Source organism: Microbacterium yannicii, from assembly GCF_024055635.1.
In the GTDB taxonomy this organism is placed as follows: Bacteria; Actinomycetota; Actinomycetes; order Actinomycetales; family Microbacteriaceae; genus Microbacterium; species Microbacterium yannicii.
The window spans coordinates 192,892-211,293 of sequence record NZ_JAMXMB010000025.1; the positions used below are offsets into that span (position 1 = coordinate 192,892).

Below are 18,402 nucleotides of genomic sequence, written 5' to 3' on the forward strand. Positions count from 1 at the left end.
AGTGCGATGTCTCTAGGCTGTTACCCGCACCGGCGCCGCCCCCATCGGCCCGTCGCCAGACCACACCGCACTCGCCCCACAGGGCAGCAGTCGCCGCACAGCACCGGGACCCTCCCCGAAAGGACCTCCATGCTCCGCCGCACCACCCTCGCCACCGCTGCGCTCCTGGCCGCCGGCCTTCTCGCGCTCACCGCCTGCACCGGCGGTGGCGGCGACGCCGCGCCCACCGCGACAGGCGAGCCCGACCCGGACGCGTCGGTCGCGATCCGGCTGGTGCTGGAGCCTGGGAACCTCGACATCCGCGAGACGGCGGGCTCGGCGCTCGACCAGATCCTCGTCGACAACATCTACCAGGGGCTCGTCTCGCGCACGCCCGAGCAGGACATCGTGCCGGCGCTCGCGAGCGACTGGACCGTGTCGCCGGACGGCCTCACCTACACCTTCACGCTGCGCGAAGGCGTCACCTTCCACGACGGGCAGCCGCTGACCCCCCAGGACGTCGTCTGGTCGCTCACGACCCGCCGCGACACCCCCGAGTGGCGCGACTCGTCGCGGCTCGCGAACGTCACGTCGATCGTGGCGGACGGGCAGGACATCAGCCTCACCCTGAGCGCGCCCGACTCGACGCTGCTGTGGAATCTCACCGGACGCGCGGGCATCGTGCTCAAGGAGGGTGACACCGTCGACTACCAGACCGCGGCGAACGGCACGGGTCCGTTCGTGCTGGACGACTGGCGCCAGGGCGACAGCATCACGCTCACGCGCAACGACGCGTACTGGGGCGAGCCGGCAGGCGCCGCGGAGGTGGTGTTCGACTACATCCCCGACAATCAGGCCGCGCTCAACGCGGCGCTGGCGGGTGAGGTCGACGTGCTCACCGGCTTCGACGCGAACCTCAAGGACCAGGTCGAGGCGAACGGCGACTTCTCGCTGGTGCTCGGCAAGTCCACCGACAAGGGCACGCTCGCGTTCAACCAGACCTCCGGCCCGCTGGCCGACAAGCGGGTGCGCCAGGCGATCCGTCAGGCGATCGACCACGACGCCATCATCGAGGCGCTCGGCTCGGGGCAGACGCAGTACGGCCCCATCCCCGAGCTCGACCCCGGCTACGAGGACCTTTCGGACGTCGCCCCCTACGACCCGGAGGCTGCGAAGGCCCTGCTCGAGGAGGCCGGCGCGGAGGACCTCGAGCTCACGCTCACGATCCCGAGCTTCTACTCGACGACGATCCCGCAGATCCTGGTGTCGGACCTCGACGAGGTCGGCATCACCCTCGACGTGAACTCGGTCGACTTCACCACCTGGCTCACCGACGTCTACACCAATCACGACTACGACCTGAGTTTCGTGCTGCACACCGAGGCACACGACTTCGAGAACTGGGCCGACCCGGAGTACTACTTCACCTACGACAACCCCGAGGTGCAGGACCTGTTCGCCCAGTCCCTCGCGGCCACCGACCCGGCGGAGGCGGCCGACCTTCTGCAGCAGGCGGCCCGCATCGTGTCGGAGGACGCGGGCGCCGACTGGCTGTACAACGGCGCCTCGGTCGTCGCGGTCGGCACTAACATCACCGGTATGCCCTCGATCAACGTGAACGAGCGCCTGAACATCGCCGAGATCGCCAAGAGCAACGGGTGATCCGGTACGCGCTGACCCGGTTGGCCCTGCTTCTGCTCGGGCTTCTCGTCGCCAGCGTGCTCATCTTCGTCACACTCCGGGTGCTGCCGGGTGACATCGCCCATCTGATCGCCGGTGTCGGCTCGAGCCCGGAGCAGCAGGAGGCGATCCGGGAGCGGCTCGGGCTGGACCGGCCGCTGCCGGCCCAGTATCTCGACTGGGTCGGCGGGCTCCTCCGCGGCGATCTGGGCACCTCCCTCCTGACCGGCTCGCGCGTCGTGGACGAACTGGCCCAGAAGGCCGAGGTGACGGTGCCCCTCGGCATCCTGTCGCTCCTCATCGCTGTCGTGATCAGCGTTCCGCTCGGCGTGCTCTCGGCGATGCGGCGCGGCCGCTCCGACGGCACGGCGCTGAACGTGGGTGCACAGGCTCTCGCGGCGGTACCGGTCGTATGGGCGGGCATGATGCTCGTGGTGGTCTTCGCCGTGTGGCTCGGATGGCTTCCCGCCCAGGGCTTCCCCCGCGCCGGCTGGAGCGACCCGGGGGCGGCGCTGCGAGCGCTCATCCTCCCGGCGCTCACGATCGGCATCGTCGAGGGGGCGATGCTGCTGCGCTTCGTGCGCAGCGCGACGCTCCAGGCGGTCGGGCAGGACTTCGTGCGCACCGCCGCCGCGAAGGGCCTCACGCGCGACCAGGCGCTCATCCGCCATGGCCTGCCCGTCGTGGGCCTGTCGGTGATCACGGTGCTCGGCCTGCAGGTGGCAGGCATCATCGTCGGTGCGGTCATCATCGAGCAGCTCTTCTCACTCCCCGGCATCGGGCGCATGCTGGTCGCCGACGTCGCGGCACGGGACCTCCCCAAGGTGCAGGGCGAGCTGCTCGCGCTCACCGGGTTCGTGATGATCGTCGGGTTCGTGGTCGACCTGCTGCACCGCGTGATCGACCCCCGGCAGCGGGAGGCGTCGTGAGCTCTTCGACCGGCCCGGGCACGGGTGACGTCGCAGACCCCGTGGGCTCTCCGACCGGCTCGGGCACCGCCACGCCGGCGCCGACAGGGACGACGGATGCCGCGGACCCCGCACGGACGGCGGCTCGGCGTCCGTCGAGGTGGGCGTGGCTCGGACGCCTCTGGGCACTGTCGACCGGCCGGTTCGGCCTGATCGTCGTCGCAGTGGTGGTGGTGACGGCGGTGGTCGCGAGCTTCTGGACGCCGTTCGACCCGCAGCAGGTCGAGATCTCGGACCGCTGGGCGCCGCCCGGCTGGCCGCACCTGCTCGGCACCGACGGATCGGGCCGCGACATCCTGAGCCTGCTGATGGCCGGCGCCCGCACCACCGTGTTCGTGGCCGTCGGCGCCGGGATCGTGGCCACGGTGATCGGCATCTCCTTCGCCGCGCTCGGCGCGCTGACCACGAGGTGGGTGCGTGAGTCGGTGGCGGTCCTCGTCGACATCCTCATCGCGTTCCCCGTGCTCATCATCGCGATGATGATCTCGGCGGTATGGGGAGGGTCGCTGTGGGTCGTGATCTGGGCGGTCGGCATCGGCTTCGGCGTGAACATCGCCCGCGTCACGCGGCCGGAGCTCCGACGCGTTCTGCAGAGCGACTTCGTGCTCGCGGGACGCGCGTCGGGACTCACCCCGGCGCAGAACCTCTGGCGGCACCTGCTGCCCAACGTCGCGCCGGTGTTCATCGTGCAGCTCTCGTGGGGCATGGCGGTGGCGGTGCTCGCCGAGGCCGGGCTGTCGTATCTGGGCTTCGGCGCGCCGGTGACCGAGCCGTCGTGGGGTCTCCTGCTCGCGCAGCTGCAGCAGTTCATCGCCGTGCATCCGCTGTCGGTGGTGTGGCCGGGGCTCGCCATCACGCTCACGGTCCTGGGTCTCAACCTGCTCGGCGACGGCTTGCGCGAGGCCACCGATCCCACACTCTCGCGCAGCCCCTTCGCGACGCGCCGTGCGCGCCTGCACATCCCCGAGGTGGTGTCATGAGCCTCGAGGTGCACGACCTCACCGTCGAGATCGGCGGGCGCCGCGTCGTCGACGGCGTCTCGTTCGACGTGCCCGACGGCGCGCGGCTGGGCCTCATCGGCGAGTCGGGGTCGGGCAAGTCGCTGACTGCGCTCGCCATCCTCGGGCTGCTGCCGGACGGCGCGACGGCCGGCGGCAGCGTGCGGTGGAACGGCCGCGAGATCCTGGGCCTTCCCGACCGCGAGTTGGCGCAGCTGCGCGGCGACGAGATCGGCATCGTCTTCCAGGAGCCGCGCACCGCGCTCAACCCGATCCGCACCGTCGGCCGGCAGATCGCCGAGTCGATCCGCATCCACGAGGGACTTTCGAAACGGGATGCCGCGGCCCGCGCGGTCGCGGAGGCAGCACGCGTCGCCCTCCCCGACCCCGACCGCATCGTGGCCCGCTATCCGCATCAGTTGTCGGGCGGCCAGCGACAGCGGGTCGCGATCGCCATGGCACTCGCGTGCCGGCCGCGGCTGCTCATCGCCGACGAGCCGACGACGGCGCTCGACGTCACGATCCAGGCCGAGATCCTCGACCTTCTCCTGTCCCTCGTACGCGACGACGGCATGTCGCTCGTCTTCATCACCCACGACCTCGCCGTGCTGTCCCAGATCGCCACGCACGGCGTGGTGCTCGAGCACGGCCGCGTGGTCGAGCAGGCGCCCGTGGCGCAGCTGCTGTCCGCTCCGGCATCCGTGGTGACGCAGGAGCTGCTCCGCGACGCGACTGCCACGCTGTGGCGCCCGCCGACGAACGGATCGGGCGCACCGGAGGCTCGTGGCGACGGGTCGGAGCGAACAGCGTGAGCGTGCTCATCCGTGGCCGCGGGCTGACGCGCCGCTACCCCGTGCCGAAGACGCAGCTGTTCGAGAGTCGCAGCTTCGCGACGGGACTGGAGGATGCCGACATCGACGTGCGCGAGGGCACGTCGGTCGGCCTCATCGGCGAGTCCGGATCGGGCAAGTCGACCCTCGTCCGTCTGCTGCTGGCGCTCGACACGCCTTCTTCCGGCACCGTCGAATTCGACGGACGCCCGGTCGACGCCACCGCCTCGGCGCGGTCGCTGCACTGGCTGCGGCGTGAGACCGGCATCGTCTTCCAGGACCCCTATGCCTCGCTCGACCCGCGCATGAGCGTGGGCCGCATCGTCGGCGAGCCGCTGTGGGCGCTCGGCATCGAGGGCGACCGCCGGGCGCGCGTGCGCGAGGTGCTCGCCGATGTGGGACTCGAAGCGGGCATGGCGGACCGCTTCCCCCACGAGTTCTCGGGCGGCCAGCGGCAGCGCATCGCCCTCGCCCGCGCCATCGTGCATCGGCCGCGTCTGCTCGTCGGCGACGAGCCGCTCTCGGCGCTCGACGTCACGGTGCGCGCCCAGATCCTCGAGCTGCTCGGCGAGCTGCGACAGCGCGACGGGCTCACCCTCCTGCTGGTCTCGCACGACATCGGCGTGGTGCAGAACCTGTGCGACGAGGTGGTCGTCATGAAGGACGGCCGCATCGTCGAGGAGGGCCCCACCGAGAAGGTGCTCCTGCAGCCCCAGGTCGCGTACACCCGGCGGCTGCTGGCCTCGATCCCCGTCATCGACGCCGACAGCGCGTGAGCTGAGCCCCCGCCTCCCCCGCGGTTCCCACCCACCCCCGCCCCACCCCCGGTACCCGCCCGCCCCCGCCTCGAGCCCGTTCTTGGCGACTCGCCAACAAGCGCGCCCCAGGCCGCGGTTCTTGGCGAGTCGGCCGCATGCACCTACGGCCGACCCTGGCGACTCGCCAAGAACGACGAAGATGCCCCACGCGTCTTGGCGACTCGCCAACAAGTGCGCGCCAGACCGCGGTTCCTGGCGACTCGCCAAGACGTGCACCGCAGGCAGCAGCTCTTGGCGACTCGGCCGCATGTGCCCACGACCCGAACCTGGCGACTCGCCAAGAACGACGAAGATGCCTCACGCGTCTTGGCGACTCGCCAAAACGTGCACCGCAGGCAGCACCTATTGGCGACTCGGCCGCATGCACCTACGGCCGACCCTGGCGACTCGCCAAGAACGACGAAGATGCGCCACGCGTCTTGGCGACTCGCCAACAAGCGCGCCCCAGGCCGCGGTTCTTGGCGACTCGCCAACAAGTGCGCGCCAGCCCGCAGCTCTTGGCGACTCGCCAAAACGTGCGCACGCCCGGTGAAGCGCGGCGGAGGGACGTGTCCGCGCCCCGTCGGCGGGGCGGGAGCCGGCGTCGGCGGCCGCCGATAGGTTCGGAGCATGGCCCCCGGAATCGTTCCGCCGTACCTGCTCGCCCGTATCGCCGCCGTGCAGGAGGAGGGCTGGGCGCGCGCGGCCGAGGCGGCCCGCTCGACGCTCGCCGCCCCGCGCCCGTACCACCCCGAACGCACGCGACTGCGCCTGTCGATCCCCGAGCCGGGCACGCTCGTGGCCGAGACGACCCCGGCTCCCGACCGCGAGATCTCCGACGCCCAGGGGCGCGAGGTGGTGCCCGGCGTGCGCGTCCGCGCCGAGGACGACCCCGCGACCGGCGACGCCGCCGTCGACGAGGCCTTCGACGGGCTCGGGGCCACCTACGACTTCTGGTGGGACGCATTCGCCCGCGACAGCATCGACGGCGCGGGAAGCTCGCTGCTCGCGACGGTGCACTACGGCCGCGACTACGACAACGCGTTCTGGAACGGCGAGCGCATGGTGTTCGGCGACGGCGACGACGAGGTGTTCCGCGGTTTCACGGGCTCTCTCAGCGTCATCGCGCACGAGCTCGCCCACGGCGTCGTGGAGGACGAAGGCGGGCTCCTCTACCGCGGCCAGTCCGGGGCGCTCAACGAGTCCATCGCCGACGTGTTCGGCGCGCTGGCCGAGCAGCATCGCGAGGGGCAGACGGCCGACGGGGCGAGCTGGCTCATCGGCGAGGGCATCTTCACGGATGCTGTGCAGGGGCGCGCGCTGCGCTCCCTTGCGGCGCCCGGCACGGCGTACGACGACGACGTGCTCGGCAAGGACCCGCAGCCGGCCCACATGCGCGACTACGTCGACACGCGCGACGACAACGGCGGGGTGCACATCAACTCCGGCATCCCGAACCACGCGTTCTACCTCGTCGCCACCGCGCTCGGCGGCCACGCGTGGGAGCGGGCCGGACTCATCTGGTATCGCGCGCTCACCTCCGGCACGGTGCCGTCGACGGCGGACTTCACCACGTTCGCCCGTGCCACCATCGCGGCCGCGACCACGGAGTACGGTGAGAACTCGGAGGAGGTCGACGCCGTCCGCGCCGGGTGGTCGGACGTCGGCGTGATCCCGGATGACCCAGAACCCGACGCCTGAACCACCCCGGGCCGACCCGCCCAGCGCCGACCCGACCCCCGAGGCCGGGTCCGACCCCGCGCCCGCCGTCGAGGTCGACGTCGCGCGCACCGGCGGCATCGCCGGCATGACCCGCCGGTGGACGGCCCAGCCGCCCGAGGGCGAGGCATCCGAATGGATCTCGCTCATCGATCGCTGCCCCTGGCACGACGTACACCCGCATCCGGTTGCCGGCGCAGCCGTCGACGTGGGCGCCCCGGACGGCGCGGCGGCCGAGCGGTCCGCGGCAACGTCCACCGCCGGCCGCGCGGGGGTCGGTGAGTCCCGCAACCCGATGCCCGACGGCTTCGTGTGGTTCATCCGAGCGAGCTGGTCGGGAGCGGATGCCCGTGAGGCAGAGCTGCACGACGACGAGCTCGTCGGTGCCTGGCGCGAACTCGTCGAGGCCGTTCGGCAGTGGAGCCGCCGGAGCGGGTCTGCCGGTTCCGAGCGCCCCGGCCGTTGAGTCAGCGGCGCTGAGGCAGCGGCATGCCGAGTCAGCGGCTGAAGATGCCTTTCTTCTTCGGCGGGTTGAGCGCTTTCTGCATGTAGATCGTTCCGAGCCAGCGCCCGAACTTGAATCCGACGCGTCCCATGCGGCCGACTTCGACGAAGCCGAGCTTCTCGTGCAGGGCGATGGAGCCCTCGGCGCCCTTGTCGCTGATCACGGCGACCATCTGGCGGATGCCGACGGCTTCACTGGCCTCGATGAGGGCCTCGAGCAGCGCCTTTCCGAGTCCCTTCCCGGTCGCCGCCTGCCCGAGGTAGATGGAGTTCTCGACGGAGTAGCGGTAGGCCGACTTGCTCGACATCGGCTGCACCAGCGCATAGCCGAGGATCTGGCCCGAGGGCGACTCCGCCACGAGGAACGGCAGCCCCTGCTTGGCGAGGCGGTCGCGCTTCTTGCGCCACTGGCCGACCGACCAGGTCTTCTCGTCGAAGGTGACCACGGAATTGGTCACGTAGTAGTTGTAGATCTCGCGGATGTCGGGCATATCGCGGTCTTCGACCGGCCGGATGCGGAACGAGAAGGGGCGCTCGGGCTCGGGCCGACGCTGGAGATGCCGCGGCAGACGCCGCCGGTCCTTCTCGTATTCCTCCTCGAGCATGCGCTCCTCCTGCTTTCTGCGGGACGCCCGGTCTATGCGGGCAGCTGCCAGTCGACGGGGGCCGCGCCCTGCTGCGCGAGCAGCTCGTTGGCACGCGAGAACGGCCGCGATCCGAAGAAGCCACGGCTCGCCGACAACGGCGACGGGTGCGCCGACTCGATGATCGGCGTCGTTCCGAGCAGCGGGCGCAGGTTCGCAGCATCCCTCCCCCACAGGATGGCCACGAGCGGCCGGTCGCGCGCGACGAGCGTGCGGATGGCGTGCTCGGTCACCTTCTCCCAGCCCCACCCGCGATGGGATGCCGGAGCCCCGGGCGCGACGGTGAGGACGCGGTTCAGCAGCATGACGCCCTGGTCGCTCCACGCCGACAGGTCACCGTGCGGGGCGCGCGGGATGCCGAGGTCGGCCTCGAGCTCCTGGTAGATGTTGGCAAGACTCCGCGGCAGCGGACGGACGTGCGCATCGACGGCGAACGACAGCCCGATCGGGTGCCCAGGCGTGGGGTACGGGTCCTGACCGACGATGAGCACCTTGACGTCGGGCAGCGGCCGCTGGAACGCGCGCAGCACCCGGTCCCCCGCCGGCAGGTAGTGACGGCCTTCGGCGACCTCGGCGCGCAGGCGGTCGCCGAGCGCGGCGATGTCGGGCGCCACGGGCGCGAGCGCGGCCGACCAGTCGGGGTCCATGAGGCCCGCGTCGGCGAGCTCCGGCAGCGTGAGGGCCATCACGAGCTCACGGTCCGCCTACGGCCGGCGGAACGTGCGACAGCGTCCGCCGTCGAGGCGGCGATCGTGCCCGCGGTCTGGATCACAGCTCCTCCGTGCCGCGAGGACGCAGCGGACCGCGGGCGAGGAGGTACTGCGCGGACTGCGCCACCGGCCGCATCGTGATGAGGTCGAGGTTCACGTGGCCGGGCGCGTTGAGGGCGTAGGCGATCACGTCGGCCACGTCTTCGGCGGTGAGCGGGTTGTCGACGCCGTCGTACACGCGCTCCGCGGCGGCGCTGTCGCCGCCGAGGCGATTCAGAGTGAACTCCGGCGTGTGCACCATGCCCGGGGCGACCTCCACGACGCGGATCGGCTCGCCGTTGAGCTCGAGGCGGAGCGCGTGCGCGAGCATCGCCTCGCCCGCCTTGGCCGCGTTGTAGCCGGAGCCGCCGGCGTACGCGGTCTGCGCGGCGGTGGAGGTGACGAAGAGGGTGTCGGCATGACCGTCGGATGCCGCGCCCCGCCGCAGCTGCGGCAGCAGCGCCGAGACGAGGCGCTGGGCCGAGAGGACGTTGGCCTCGAACATCCACTGCCAGTCCTCGACGCGACCGTCCTCGACGCGATCGGTGCCCCGCGCGCCGCCGGCGACGTGCACGAGCGCGTGGAGCGGCCCCGTCTCGGCGAGGAACGTGGCGAGTGCCTCCACATCGGCGTCGCTCGTCAGATCGGCGGCGAACGCTCCCGCACCGGTCTCGGCCTCCAGGGCCGCGAGCCGGTCGGCGCGTCGCGCCACGCCCACCACGTCCCAGCCCGTCGCGCGCAGCGCGCGCACCGCGGCTTCACCGATCCCCGAGCTCGCGCCGGTCACCACTGCACGTCTGTTCGCCATGCCCCCACGCTACCCACCTGCGGCCCGTCCTCCCCTCCGCCCCGTCGACCTCCCATCACGTTGACTTGGCGTATATGTACGCGACACTCCGGCGTGTCGCGTACATATACGCCAAGTCAACGCCCGGGGGGCAAGTCGGCGCGCGGGCGGGGCCCGGCAGGGGGAGGCGCGGGGAGCGGAACCGCGGGAGGTTACGTCACATTTCCCGGGGGTTGTTGACAACACCGGTGGATCCGTACTGTCGAACCCGGCTGGGGGCGCCTGCTCCCGGCATCCGATCCCGCAGGAGCCAAGCCATGTCCGCACCCGAGAACTGGCGTTTCGAGACCAAGCAGATCCACTCGGGGGCCCAGCCCGATCCGGTGACGAAGGCTCGCGCGACGCCGATCTACCAGACCACGTCGTACGTCTTCGACAACGCCGACCACGCGGCGAACCTCTTCGCCCTCGCGGAGTTCGGCAACATCTACACGCGCATCCAGAACCCGACGCAGGCGGTCGTCGAGGAGCGCCTCGCCGCGCTCGAGGGCGGCACCGGCGCGCTGCTCCTCGCGAGCGGCCAGGCGGCGGCCACCTCCGCCGTCCTCAACATCGCGGAGTCCGGCGACCACATCGTGTCGTCGAGCTCGATCTACGGCGGCACGTACAACCTCTTCAAGTACACGCTGGCCAAGCTCGGCATCGAGACGACGTTCGTCGAGAACCAGGACGACGCCGAGGAGTGGCGCCGCGCCGTCCGGCCGAACACGAAGCTCTTCTTCGCCGAGACGATCGGCAACCCGAAGATCAACGTGCTCGACATCCGCACCGTCGCGGACGTCGCGCACGAGAACGGCGTGCCGCTCATCGTGGACAACACGATCGCCACGCCGTACCTCATCAAGCCGTTCGAGCACGGCGCCGACATCATCGTCCACTCCGCGACGAAGTTCCTCGGCGGCCACGGCACCACCATCGGCGGTGTCATCGTCGACGGCGGCACGTTCGAGTGGTCGAAGAACGTCGAGAAGTTCCCGGGTCTCACGGTTCCCGACCCGTCGTACCACGGCGCGTCGTACACCGCGGCGGTCGGCGACGGCCTCGCGTACATCATCAAGGCGCGCGTGCAGCTGCTGCGCGACCTGGGTGCCGCGATCTCGCCGAACAGCGCGTGGCTGCTCATCCAGGGCATCGAGACGCTGTCGCTGCGCGTGGAGCGCCACGTGCAGAACGCGCAGGAGATCGCCGAGTGGCTCGAGAACCACTCCGATGTCGCGTCGGTCAACTACTCGGGTCTGCCGACCTCGCCCTGGTACGCCGCCGCGAACAACTACGCCCCGAAGGGCGTGGGCGCGGTGCTGTCGTTCGAACTCAAGGGCGGTGTCGAGGCGGGCCGTGAGTTCGTCAACTCGCTGACGCTGTTCAGCCACCTGGCGAACATCGGCGACGTGCGCTCGCTCGTGATCCACCCGGCGTCGACGACGCACTCGCAGCTCACCCCGGAGCAGCAGCTCACGACCGGCGTCACCCCCGGCCTCGTGCGTCTGTCGGTCGGGCTCGAGAACATCGACGACCTCAAGGCCGACCTCGAGCAGGCGCTCGCGGCGGCCCGGCGCGTGTCGGAGGCGGCTCGCGCCTGATAATCCCTCCTCGGGAACGGATGCCTCGACCCGGCGCACGGCGCCGGGTCGAGGCATCCGTCATTCGTGGTCTTCGGGAGCCAGGTCGGCGGCGAGCCGCTCTGGCGTGAGATGCGCACCCGGCACCGGACGGGGCAGCGGCGGCGCGGCGGCGTCGGTGTGCCACGGCTGCGCGTCTCCGGCGTCCTCGCCGGCGTCCGCAGGGTCGAAGAGCACGTCGGCGTCGTGATCGACGTCGTGCTCCTCGGGCGGAGCGGACGGCGAAGGCTCGTGGGCGGGCATGAAGGGCTCAGCGCTGGACATGCGCGCATCATCCCACGAGCGCGTGCACGGACCATGTCACATCCCGCCCGCGCGGGCACCCGTAACAGACCGCGTGCGACCGCGCCGGCACGCGAGAATGGACGAATGGACTGGCAGACCTCCGAAGACACGGTGCCGAGCGCACCCGTGACGGAGGCCGACGCCCGACTGCTGCTGGGGCGTCCACCGGCGACCGGCGCCTGGCGTGACGGCGACCCGGTCGGCGATCGCCACTTCGCCGCCTTCGGCTCGTTCCGCACCGAGGGCGGAAGAGAGCTCCCCGCCTACCGCCTGGCCTACGAGACGTGGGGCGAGCTGAACGCCGCTCGCGACAACGCCGTGCTCGTGCTGCACGCCCTCACCGGCGACAGCCACGTCCGCGGACCGGCGGGGGCAGGGCATCCGACCTCCGGCTGGTGGGACGACATCGTCGGCCCCGGCGCGCCCATCGACACCGACCGCTGGTTCGTCATCGCTCCCAACATGCTGGGCGGATGCCAGGGCTCGACGGGTCCGGCATCCATCGGCCCGGACGGCTACGAGTGGGCATCGCGCTTCCCGTACCTGACGATCCGCGACCAGGTCCTCGCCCAGGTGCGCCTCGCCGACGCGTTGGGCATCGACGTCTGGGCGGCGGTCGTGGGCGGATCGATGGGCGGCATGCACGCTCTCGAGTGGGCGGTGATGCAGCCCGATCGCGTCGCCCGCGTGGGCATCCTGTCATCGCCGCCGGTGAACACCGCCGACCAGATCGCGCTCAACTCGGTGCAGCAGGAGGCCATCCGCATCGACCCGCGCTTCCAGGGCGGCGAGTACTACGACGCGGGAGACGGCGACGGCCCGAACCGCGGTCTCGCGCTCGCGCGGCGCATGGCGCTCCTCAACTACCGCTCCCCCACAGAGCTCAATCAGCGGTTCCAGCGCAGCTGGCAGTCGGGTGTGAGCCCGCTCGGCCACGACGGACGCTTCGCCGTCGAGTCCTACCTCGACTTCCACGGCAACAAGTTCACGCGGCGCTTCGACGCGAACTCGTACATCACGCTCGTCGAGGCGATGAACTCGCACGATGTCGGCCGCGACCGCGGAGGCGTCGAGGACGCCCTCGCCCTCGTCACCGCCACGACGCTCGTGCTCGGCATCGACAGCGACCGCCTGTTCCCGATCGACGGGCAGCACCGGATCGCCCGCGGCATCCGTCACACTCTCGACGGCGACCGCGCCGTCGTGCTCTCGAGCGACTTCGGTCACGACGGCTTCCTCATCGAGACGCACGCCGTCGGCGCGCACCTCCGGCGCCTGCTCGAGTCCTGAATCCCGGCGCGACGGTATCAGCGTCCGCCATGCGGTCCTCCCACTGGGCAATGTCCCAAGGAGGGAATCATGAGCACTGATACCAGATCGGGTGCGGAGACGCCCGAAGACGCCTTCGCCGCGCAGCCCTTCCTGCGAGAGCAGCTCGGCCTGAACGGCACTCGCGAGAGGTCGCCGGGAGAGCGGCGGGCACCGCGGCTTCCGGTCGACATCCGCGGGTCGCTCGAGGCGGTACGACCGGAGCACGGGCGGTTCCACGGCGCGAAGTTCTCGCTCGGGTACTTCCCCGCACACGAGGTGTTCTCGTCGGCGGCCGACAAGTTCGGCTACCTGACGAAGGCCAAGGTGCGCGCTGCCAGCCGGCTTCCCGTCGACGACGCGACGCGCGCCCTGCTGACGCAGCTCGGCGACCTCATGGCGAACAGCGGTCGCGAGACCGCCGACGACTCGGCGACCCCGTCGGGCTACACCTACGTCGGGCAGTTCGTCGATCACGACATCACCCTCGATGTCTCGTCGGCGCTGGACGCGCCGGAGCTCGTCGACGCGGCGGTCATCAACAACATGCGCTCGCCGATGCTCGATCTCGACAGCGTCTATGGCCGGGGGCCCGCCGTCGACGCGTTCCTCTACGCGGCGCCCGCCCCGGGGGAGCCCGCGTCCGCGTTCCGGATGCTGCTCGGCACGAATCTGCAGAGCGGCCCGGGCGGCGCCGGCGGCGCGGCAGGTGGCAACGGCATCATCGCGCACACCGACTTCGACGTGCCGCGCACCTCGGCGCTCACGGCGATCATCGGCGACCCGCGCAACAACGAGAACCTCATCGTCTCGCAGCTGCATCACTCGATGCTGCGCTTCCACAACGCCGTCGTCGACGCGCTGATCGCCTCCGGGTTCACCGGCGACATCTTCGTCGCGGCGAAGCGGGAGGCGACGCTGCACTACCAGTGGGCGGTGCTGCACGACTTCCTGCCGCGCATCTGCGGTCAGGCAGCTATCGATGACGCGCTGGCGAACGTGAAGGCGAAGCCGAACAGCCCGTTCCAGATGCCCGTGGAATTCTCGGTCGCCGCGTACCGGTTCGGGCACAGCATGATCCGCGACCAGTACTGGCTGAACTTCGAACTGCGCAACAAGCCGATGTCCGACGTCTTCGCCTTCATCCACGAACCGCACCTGCCGGTCCGCTCCAACTGGGTGGTCGACTTCAACGCGTTCTTCGAGACGGGCTTCGCCGTTCCCGTGTTCAACAGCGCGCGGAAGATCGACAGCGTGCTCGCCAGCGCCCTCGAGGACCTCGACGGCAGTGGCTCCAACGCTCTCATGAGCATCCTCGCGACGCGCAACCTGCACCGCGGCCTCGTGCTGGGTCTGCCCAGCGGACAGGCCACCGCGGCAGCGCTCGGCGTGCCGGTCCTCACCACCGCTCAGCTCACCGACGGGCTGCCCGCCGACGAGGTCGCGGTGCTGCAGCAGCAGAACGGCCTTCTCCTCGAGAAGACGCCGCTGTGGTACTACGTGCTGCGCGAGGCGATGGTGACCAGCGCCGGGGAGCACCTCGGCCCGCTCGGGGCGAAGATCGTGGCCGACACCTTCGTGACGATGCTGCGCCGCGATGCACTGTCGATCCTCAACGTCGCGTTCAGCCCGACGCGGGGTGGCACGCCGGGGGCGTTCACGTTCGCGGACCTGGTGCGCATCGCCGGTGTGATCGGCGCCTGAGGCGGGCTCAGCCCGTGCGCTCGTAGCGCCACGGAAGAGCGCCGATCTCGAGGCGATGACGGGATCCGGATGCCGCGGCTGCGGCATCCGGATCCCATTCGTCGTCGCCCTGCCAGAGCAGCACCGGTCCTTCGCCGCCACGGCGGGCGACCGTCTCGAAATGCTGGACGCCTCCGAGACGCGCCGCCCCCAGCACCGAAGCGGTGTCGGCGTGGGCGGCCAGGCCGTGGAGGGTCACCCAGGTCGGCGGATACAGCGTGAGGTCGCCGCGGCCATGCCGCGCCAGAGCGTCGGCCGGGCGCATCCACTCGGCCGCGACCGCTTCCTCGGGGGACAGCGCGATCACGCCGGCAGCGGACGGCGCGACGAAGAACCAGGTGCGGATCCGCAGCGCCAGTCCGGGCGGCGGGTCCCAGCACGAGAGGGTCACCAGGGCGTCCGGATCGACAGCCAGCGCCGTCTCCTCGCGTGTCTCGCGCACGCCTGCGGTGCGGGCCACGGCTTCCTCGGGCTCGTCGGCGTCACGCCGGTCTGCGGCCTCGAGCTTGCCGCCCGGGAACACCCACGCGCCCGCGAACGAGCCGCGGTCGGGCCGCTCGATCATCAGCGCCTCGAGCCCGCCCGTCCCGTCGCGCAGGAGCACGACGGTCGCCGCCACCGGAACCGACGGGTCGGTCGCGTCCTCGGGGCGTCGCGACCGTGCACCGCCCATCGAGTCGCTCAGCGCCTGCAGTGTGCGGTCGGCTGGCGTGGGCTCCGGCATCCGCTCACTCTACCCAGCAAGGGAACCGCGCCCCCCGGCGCCGCGTTCACGCGTTCACGAGCACCCCGCGCCGCTCCGCGGCGAGGCTGGCGGTCGCCAGCACGAGTCCTCCGCCGGCGAGGGCCACCCCGACCCACGCGGGGGCGAGGAAGCCCCAGCCCGCCGCGATCACGACGCCGCCGAGGAATGCGCCGAGGCTGTTGCCGATGTTGAGGGCGGAGTGGTTGAGCGCGGCTGCGATCGACTGGTTGTCCTGCGCCACGTCCATGAGGCGCGTCTGAATCGTCGGGCTGAGCGCCGACGCCACGAAACCGGTCGCGAAGACGAAGAAACCCAGGGCCCAGATCCACTGCGCCGTCACCGCGAGGAGCGCCAGCACGAGTGCCAGCCCGATGAGCCCGCCCACCAGGGTGCGCTTCAGGTCGACGTCGGCGAGGTGGCCGCCGACCAGGTTTCCGACTGTCATGCCGAGTCCCATGACGACGAGCACGATCGGCACGACCCACTCCGGCGAGCCGGCGACCTCCGTCACCAGCGGAGCGATGTAGCTGTACACCGCGAAGAAGCCGCCGAAGCCGATCGCACCGACGCCGAGCGCGAGCCACACCTGCCCAATGCGGAACACCTTCAGCTCGGCACGCAGGGTGCGGCTCGGATCCCCCGGTCGCTCGGGCACGAAGAACGCGATGAGGATCGTGGCGGCGGCGAAGATCGCTGCGACCACCATGAAGGCGGCCCGCCAACCCACCTGCTGCCCGAGGTACGTGCCGAGCGGCACGCCCACCACGTTCGCGACAGTGAGGCCGGTCAGCACGAACGCGACCCCCTTCGCGCGCATGCCGGGACCGAGCACGTCGGCGGCGACGAGCGCGCCGATGCCGAAGTAGGCGCCGTGCGGCAGGCCCGCGAGGAATCGGGATGCCGCGACCCATTCGAACGTCGGAGCCAGGAAGGTCAGCGCGTTGAAGACGGTGAGCGCCAGCGCGAGTCCGATCATCACTCGCTGACGGGGATACTTGGCCACCGCGCCCGCGATCGTCGGAGCACCGACGACCACGCCGAGCGCGTACAGCGAGATGAGCCAGCCGGCCTGCGCGATGGCGTCTTCCGAGCGCGTGGCCCACAGCGACGGCAGCAGGTCCTCGCCGATATTGGGCAGGAGCCCCATCACGACGAACTCGGTCATGCCGATGCCGAAGCTGCCGACGGCAAGGGACAGGAGCGCCCACATCGCGGCCTTCTTCGACAGCGAGGGCGACGTTAGTTCGGAGGAGGACACCACGTCACGCTAGCGGCGGTCGCGCCTCACTGTCGAATCGATTCGGCACGCGGAGAAACGGGTGTCGCGACAAGCCGCCCGCGCGTCGCGTTCAACGGCGCGCACCCGGTGCTACGAGCTCTAGTCGAGGCTGCCTTCGACATCCTGTCGTTCGACCGCGGCTTCCAGGCGCTCGATCTTGCCGTCGAGCTCGCCCGAGTATCCGGGCCGGATGTCGGCCTTGAGCACGAGCGAGATGCGCGAGCCGTAGGGTGCGACCGCGTCGGTGGCGCGCTTGACGACATCGAAGACCTCGTCCCACTCCCCCTCGATCTCGGTGAACATCGAGGTCGTGCGGTGGGGAAGGCCGCTGCCGCGGACCACCCGCACCGCGGCGGCCACGGCGTCGTGCACCGAGCCGTCGGCGCGGCCGGTCCCACTGGGGGCGACGGAGAAGGCGACGAGCATTCGAACCTCCGGTTCTCGAGGGATGTCGCGGAGCCGCGACGCTGCCGCGGCCCCGACCTACTCTGGCACGGGGAGCGGCACCCGTCGGCGCACGCGCACGCGCGACAGGCGCACCACGACCCACGCGAACAGCGCCACCAGCAGCACATTGCGGACGACGAGGAGCGCCACCCCCGCGGGCATGAGCGCCAGGATCGCGTCGTACCAGAAGGGGAAGATCAGCTGGGTGAGCGCGAGGAGGACCAGCGTCAGCACGGCCGGCCGCCACCAGCGCCGCACCTGGAGGACCAGCCCTACGACGACGGGCGCCACGAGCCAGGTCATGTATTGCGGCGAGCCGACCTTGTTGAGCACGATGAACCCGAGGACGAGGGCGGCGGCGAGCGGGGGGAACAGCGCGACGAAGGAAGCGCCGCGCCACGCCTTGAACGCCCCCACCGCCGCGATCGCCAGCATCCCGATGACGAGCACCGGGGTCATCACGGCGATCACGGCGTCCATGCCGGGCCCGGTGACCTGGAAGGTGATCAGATCCGCGTCGTAGACCACCGCGGCGCCCGGCACCCCGGCCGCCGCGAGCAGCATGTAGACCGTGCTGACCGGAGCCTCGATCTGAAGCCCGCGCGAGGTCTGGTCGCCGACGAAGCCGAAGAGGCGCGCGCCTCCGCCGGCCAGCACGACGGCGATCACCACGAGGGCGGAGACGACCGCGGCCCCGCCGACGACGGCGAGCCGTCGACGGACGGCGATCACCGCTGCGGCGAGCAATGCGGCGGGCCAGACCTTGATCCAGGTGGCGACGGCGAGGAGGGTCGAGCCGAGCCACGGTCGCCCGACGAGCCAGAGCCCGCCGACCACCGCGAGCGGCACGGTGACCGCATCGAGCCGGAACATGCCGACGCCGCCGAGCGCCAGGATCGCGGCGAGCCAGAACCAGGCGGCGATCAGGCGCCCGCGCGATCGGCCGTTGCCGAGCAGCACCGCGAACGCGGCCGCATCGACCGCGGTGACGAGCAGCCCCCACCCGAGCGTGTAGTCCACGACGCCACGGAACGCGCCGACCGCCAGGATCGGCAGGTGAGCCAGCGGCGGGTAGACCCAGTCCTCGGTGATGCCGGGGAACGCCTCGCCGGTCAGCGTGCGCCACGCCCACCACCGGTACAGCTGGTCGACATCCCACGACGCCGCGTGATCCCCTGCGAAGCCGAGCCAGATCACTACGAGGTGCACGAGCACGAACGCCGCCCACACCACCGCCCGTCGCGCCACCCCACCATCCTAG

General features: G+C 71.1%; 18 protein-coding genes. 10 read left to right on the forward strand and 8 right to left on the reverse strand.

The genetic code is table 11. The annotated features are described in order from the left end of the window. The first annotated feature begins 129 nt into the window (after positions 1-129). The 7 genes from NCG93_RS10635 (at position 130) to NCG93_RS10665 (ending at position 7,437) form a co-directional block, all read left to right on the forward strand. A complete protein-coding gene (locus NCG93_RS10635) occupies positions 130-1,641 on the forward strand; it encodes an ABC transporter substrate-binding protein (protein WP_194414037.1) in 1,512 nt (503 codons plus the stop codon). Next, positions 1,638-2,588: an ABC transporter permease gene (locus NCG93_RS10640; RefSeq protein WP_194414038.1), complete on the forward strand. Its 951-nt coding sequence runs from the start codon at positions 1,638-1,640 to the stop codon at positions 2,586-2,588. The genes NCG93_RS10635 and NCG93_RS10640 overlap by 4 nt, the downstream gene beginning before the upstream one ends. Before the next feature lie 167 nt (positions 2,589-2,755). Continuing rightward, a complete protein-coding gene (locus tag NCG93_RS10645) occupies positions 2,756-3,607 on the forward strand; it encodes an ABC transporter permease (protein ID WP_194414915.1) in 852 nt (283 codons plus the stop codon). Further along, a complete protein-coding gene (locus NCG93_RS10650) occupies positions 3,604-4,437 on the forward strand; it encodes an ATP-binding cassette domain-containing protein (protein ID WP_194414039.1) in 834 nt (277 codons plus the stop codon). Before NCG93_RS10645 ends, NCG93_RS10650 begins: the two co-directional genes overlap by 4 nt. Positions 4,438-4,478: 41 nt before the next feature. Then, entirely contained in the window at positions 4,479-5,231 is a 753-nt protein-coding gene (locus NCG93_RS10655; RefSeq protein ID WP_194414916.1) for an ABC transporter ATP-binding protein, read from the forward strand. 651 nt (positions 5,232-5,882) lie between these two features. Beyond that, positions 5,883-6,953: a M4 family metallopeptidase gene (locus NCG93_RS10660; protein ID WP_194414040.1), complete on the forward strand. Its 1,071-nt coding sequence runs from the start codon at positions 5,883-5,885 to the stop codon at positions 6,951-6,953. Further along, positions 6,931-7,437, forward strand: a complete 507-nt coding sequence (locus NCG93_RS10665; RefSeq protein WP_241741841.1) for a hypothetical protein — start codon at positions 6,931-6,933, stop codon at positions 7,435-7,437. Before NCG93_RS10660 ends, NCG93_RS10665 begins: the two co-directional genes overlap by 23 nt. A gap of 31 nt (positions 7,438-7,468) precedes the next feature. Here NCG93_RS10665 and NCG93_RS10670 read toward each other — a convergent pair whose 3' ends face one another. The 3 genes from NCG93_RS10670 to NCG93_RS10680 all read right to left on the reverse strand — a co-directional run bounded on the left by NCG93_RS10670 (position 7,469) and on the right by NCG93_RS10680 (position 9,676). Next, the gene (locus tag NCG93_RS10670) at positions 7,469-8,080 is read right to left on the reverse strand and encodes a GNAT family N-acetyltransferase (protein WP_194414041.1); all 612 of its coding nucleotides are present in this window, start codon (positions 8,078-8,080) and stop codon (positions 7,469-7,471) included. Positions 8,081-8,112: 32 nt separating this feature from the next. Continuing rightward, entirely contained in the window at positions 8,113-8,805 is a 693-nt protein-coding gene (locus tag NCG93_RS10675) for a uracil-DNA glycosylase (protein ID WP_194414918.1), read from the reverse strand. 82 nt (positions 8,806-8,887) lie between these two features. Then, positions 8,888-9,676 carry an SDR family oxidoreductase gene (locus NCG93_RS10680; protein WP_194414042.1) on the reverse strand — a complete coding sequence of 263 codons (789 nt, stop codon included), beginning with the start codon at positions 9,674-9,676 and terminating at the stop codon, positions 8,888-8,890. A 296-nt stretch (positions 9,677-9,972) separates the two neighbouring features. Between NCG93_RS10680 and NCG93_RS10685 the strand changes: the two genes are divergently transcribed. Further along, positions 9,973-11,295 carry a bifunctional o-acetylhomoserine/o-acetylserine sulfhydrylase gene (locus NCG93_RS10685; protein ID WP_194414043.1) on the forward strand — a complete coding sequence of 441 codons (1,323 nt, stop codon included), beginning with the start codon at positions 9,973-9,975 and terminating at the stop codon, positions 11,293-11,295. Positions 11,296-11,355: 60 nt separating this feature from the next. Here the strand turns inward: NCG93_RS10685 and NCG93_RS10690 are convergent, their stop codons facing one another. Continuing rightward, positions 11,356-11,598, reverse strand: coding sequence for a hypothetical protein (locus NCG93_RS10690; protein ID WP_194414044.1), 243 nt, complete (start codon positions 11,596-11,598; stop codon positions 11,356-11,358). A 105-nt stretch (positions 11,599-11,703) separates the two neighbouring features. On the opposite strand from NCG93_RS10690, the gene metX reads away from it, so the two are divergent. Together metX and NCG93_RS10700 are read left to right on the forward strand one after the other, a co-directional pair. Continuing rightward, positions 11,704-12,909, forward strand: a complete 1,206-nt coding sequence (metX, locus tag NCG93_RS10695; protein ID WP_194414045.1) for a homoserine O-acetyltransferase MetX — start codon at positions 11,704-11,706, stop codon at positions 12,907-12,909. Between the two features lie 69 nt (positions 12,910-12,978). Further along, on the forward strand, positions 12,979-14,631 hold the full coding sequence (locus NCG93_RS10700; RefSeq protein WP_194414046.1) for a peroxidase family protein: 1,653 nt from the start codon (positions 12,979-12,981) through the stop codon (positions 14,629-14,631). A gap of 7 nt (positions 14,632-14,638) precedes the next feature. Here NCG93_RS10700 and NCG93_RS10705 read toward each other — a convergent pair whose 3' ends face one another. The 4 genes from NCG93_RS10705 to NCG93_RS10720 form a co-directional block, all read right to left on the reverse strand. Beyond that, on the reverse strand, positions 14,639-15,394 hold the full coding sequence (locus tag NCG93_RS10705) for an NUDIX hydrolase (protein WP_194414047.1): 756 nt from the start codon (positions 15,392-15,394) through the stop codon (positions 14,639-14,641). Positions 15,395-15,440: 46 nt separating this feature from the next. Continuing rightward, a complete protein-coding gene (locus NCG93_RS10710; RefSeq protein ID WP_194414919.1) occupies positions 15,441-16,625 on the reverse strand; it encodes an MFS transporter in 1,185 nt (394 codons plus the stop codon). 168 nt (positions 16,626-16,793) lie between these two features. Next, entirely contained in the window at positions 16,794-17,120 is a 327-nt protein-coding gene (locus NCG93_RS10715; protein WP_194414048.1) for a thiamine-binding protein, read from the reverse strand. Positions 17,121-17,177: 57 nt separating this feature from the next. Further along, the gene (locus NCG93_RS10720) at positions 17,178-18,389 is read right to left on the reverse strand and encodes a hypothetical protein (RefSeq protein ID WP_241741843.1); all 1,212 of its coding nucleotides are present in this window, start codon (positions 18,387-18,389) and stop codon (positions 17,178-17,180) included. Between the last annotated feature and the right edge of the window lie 13 nt (positions 18,390-18,402).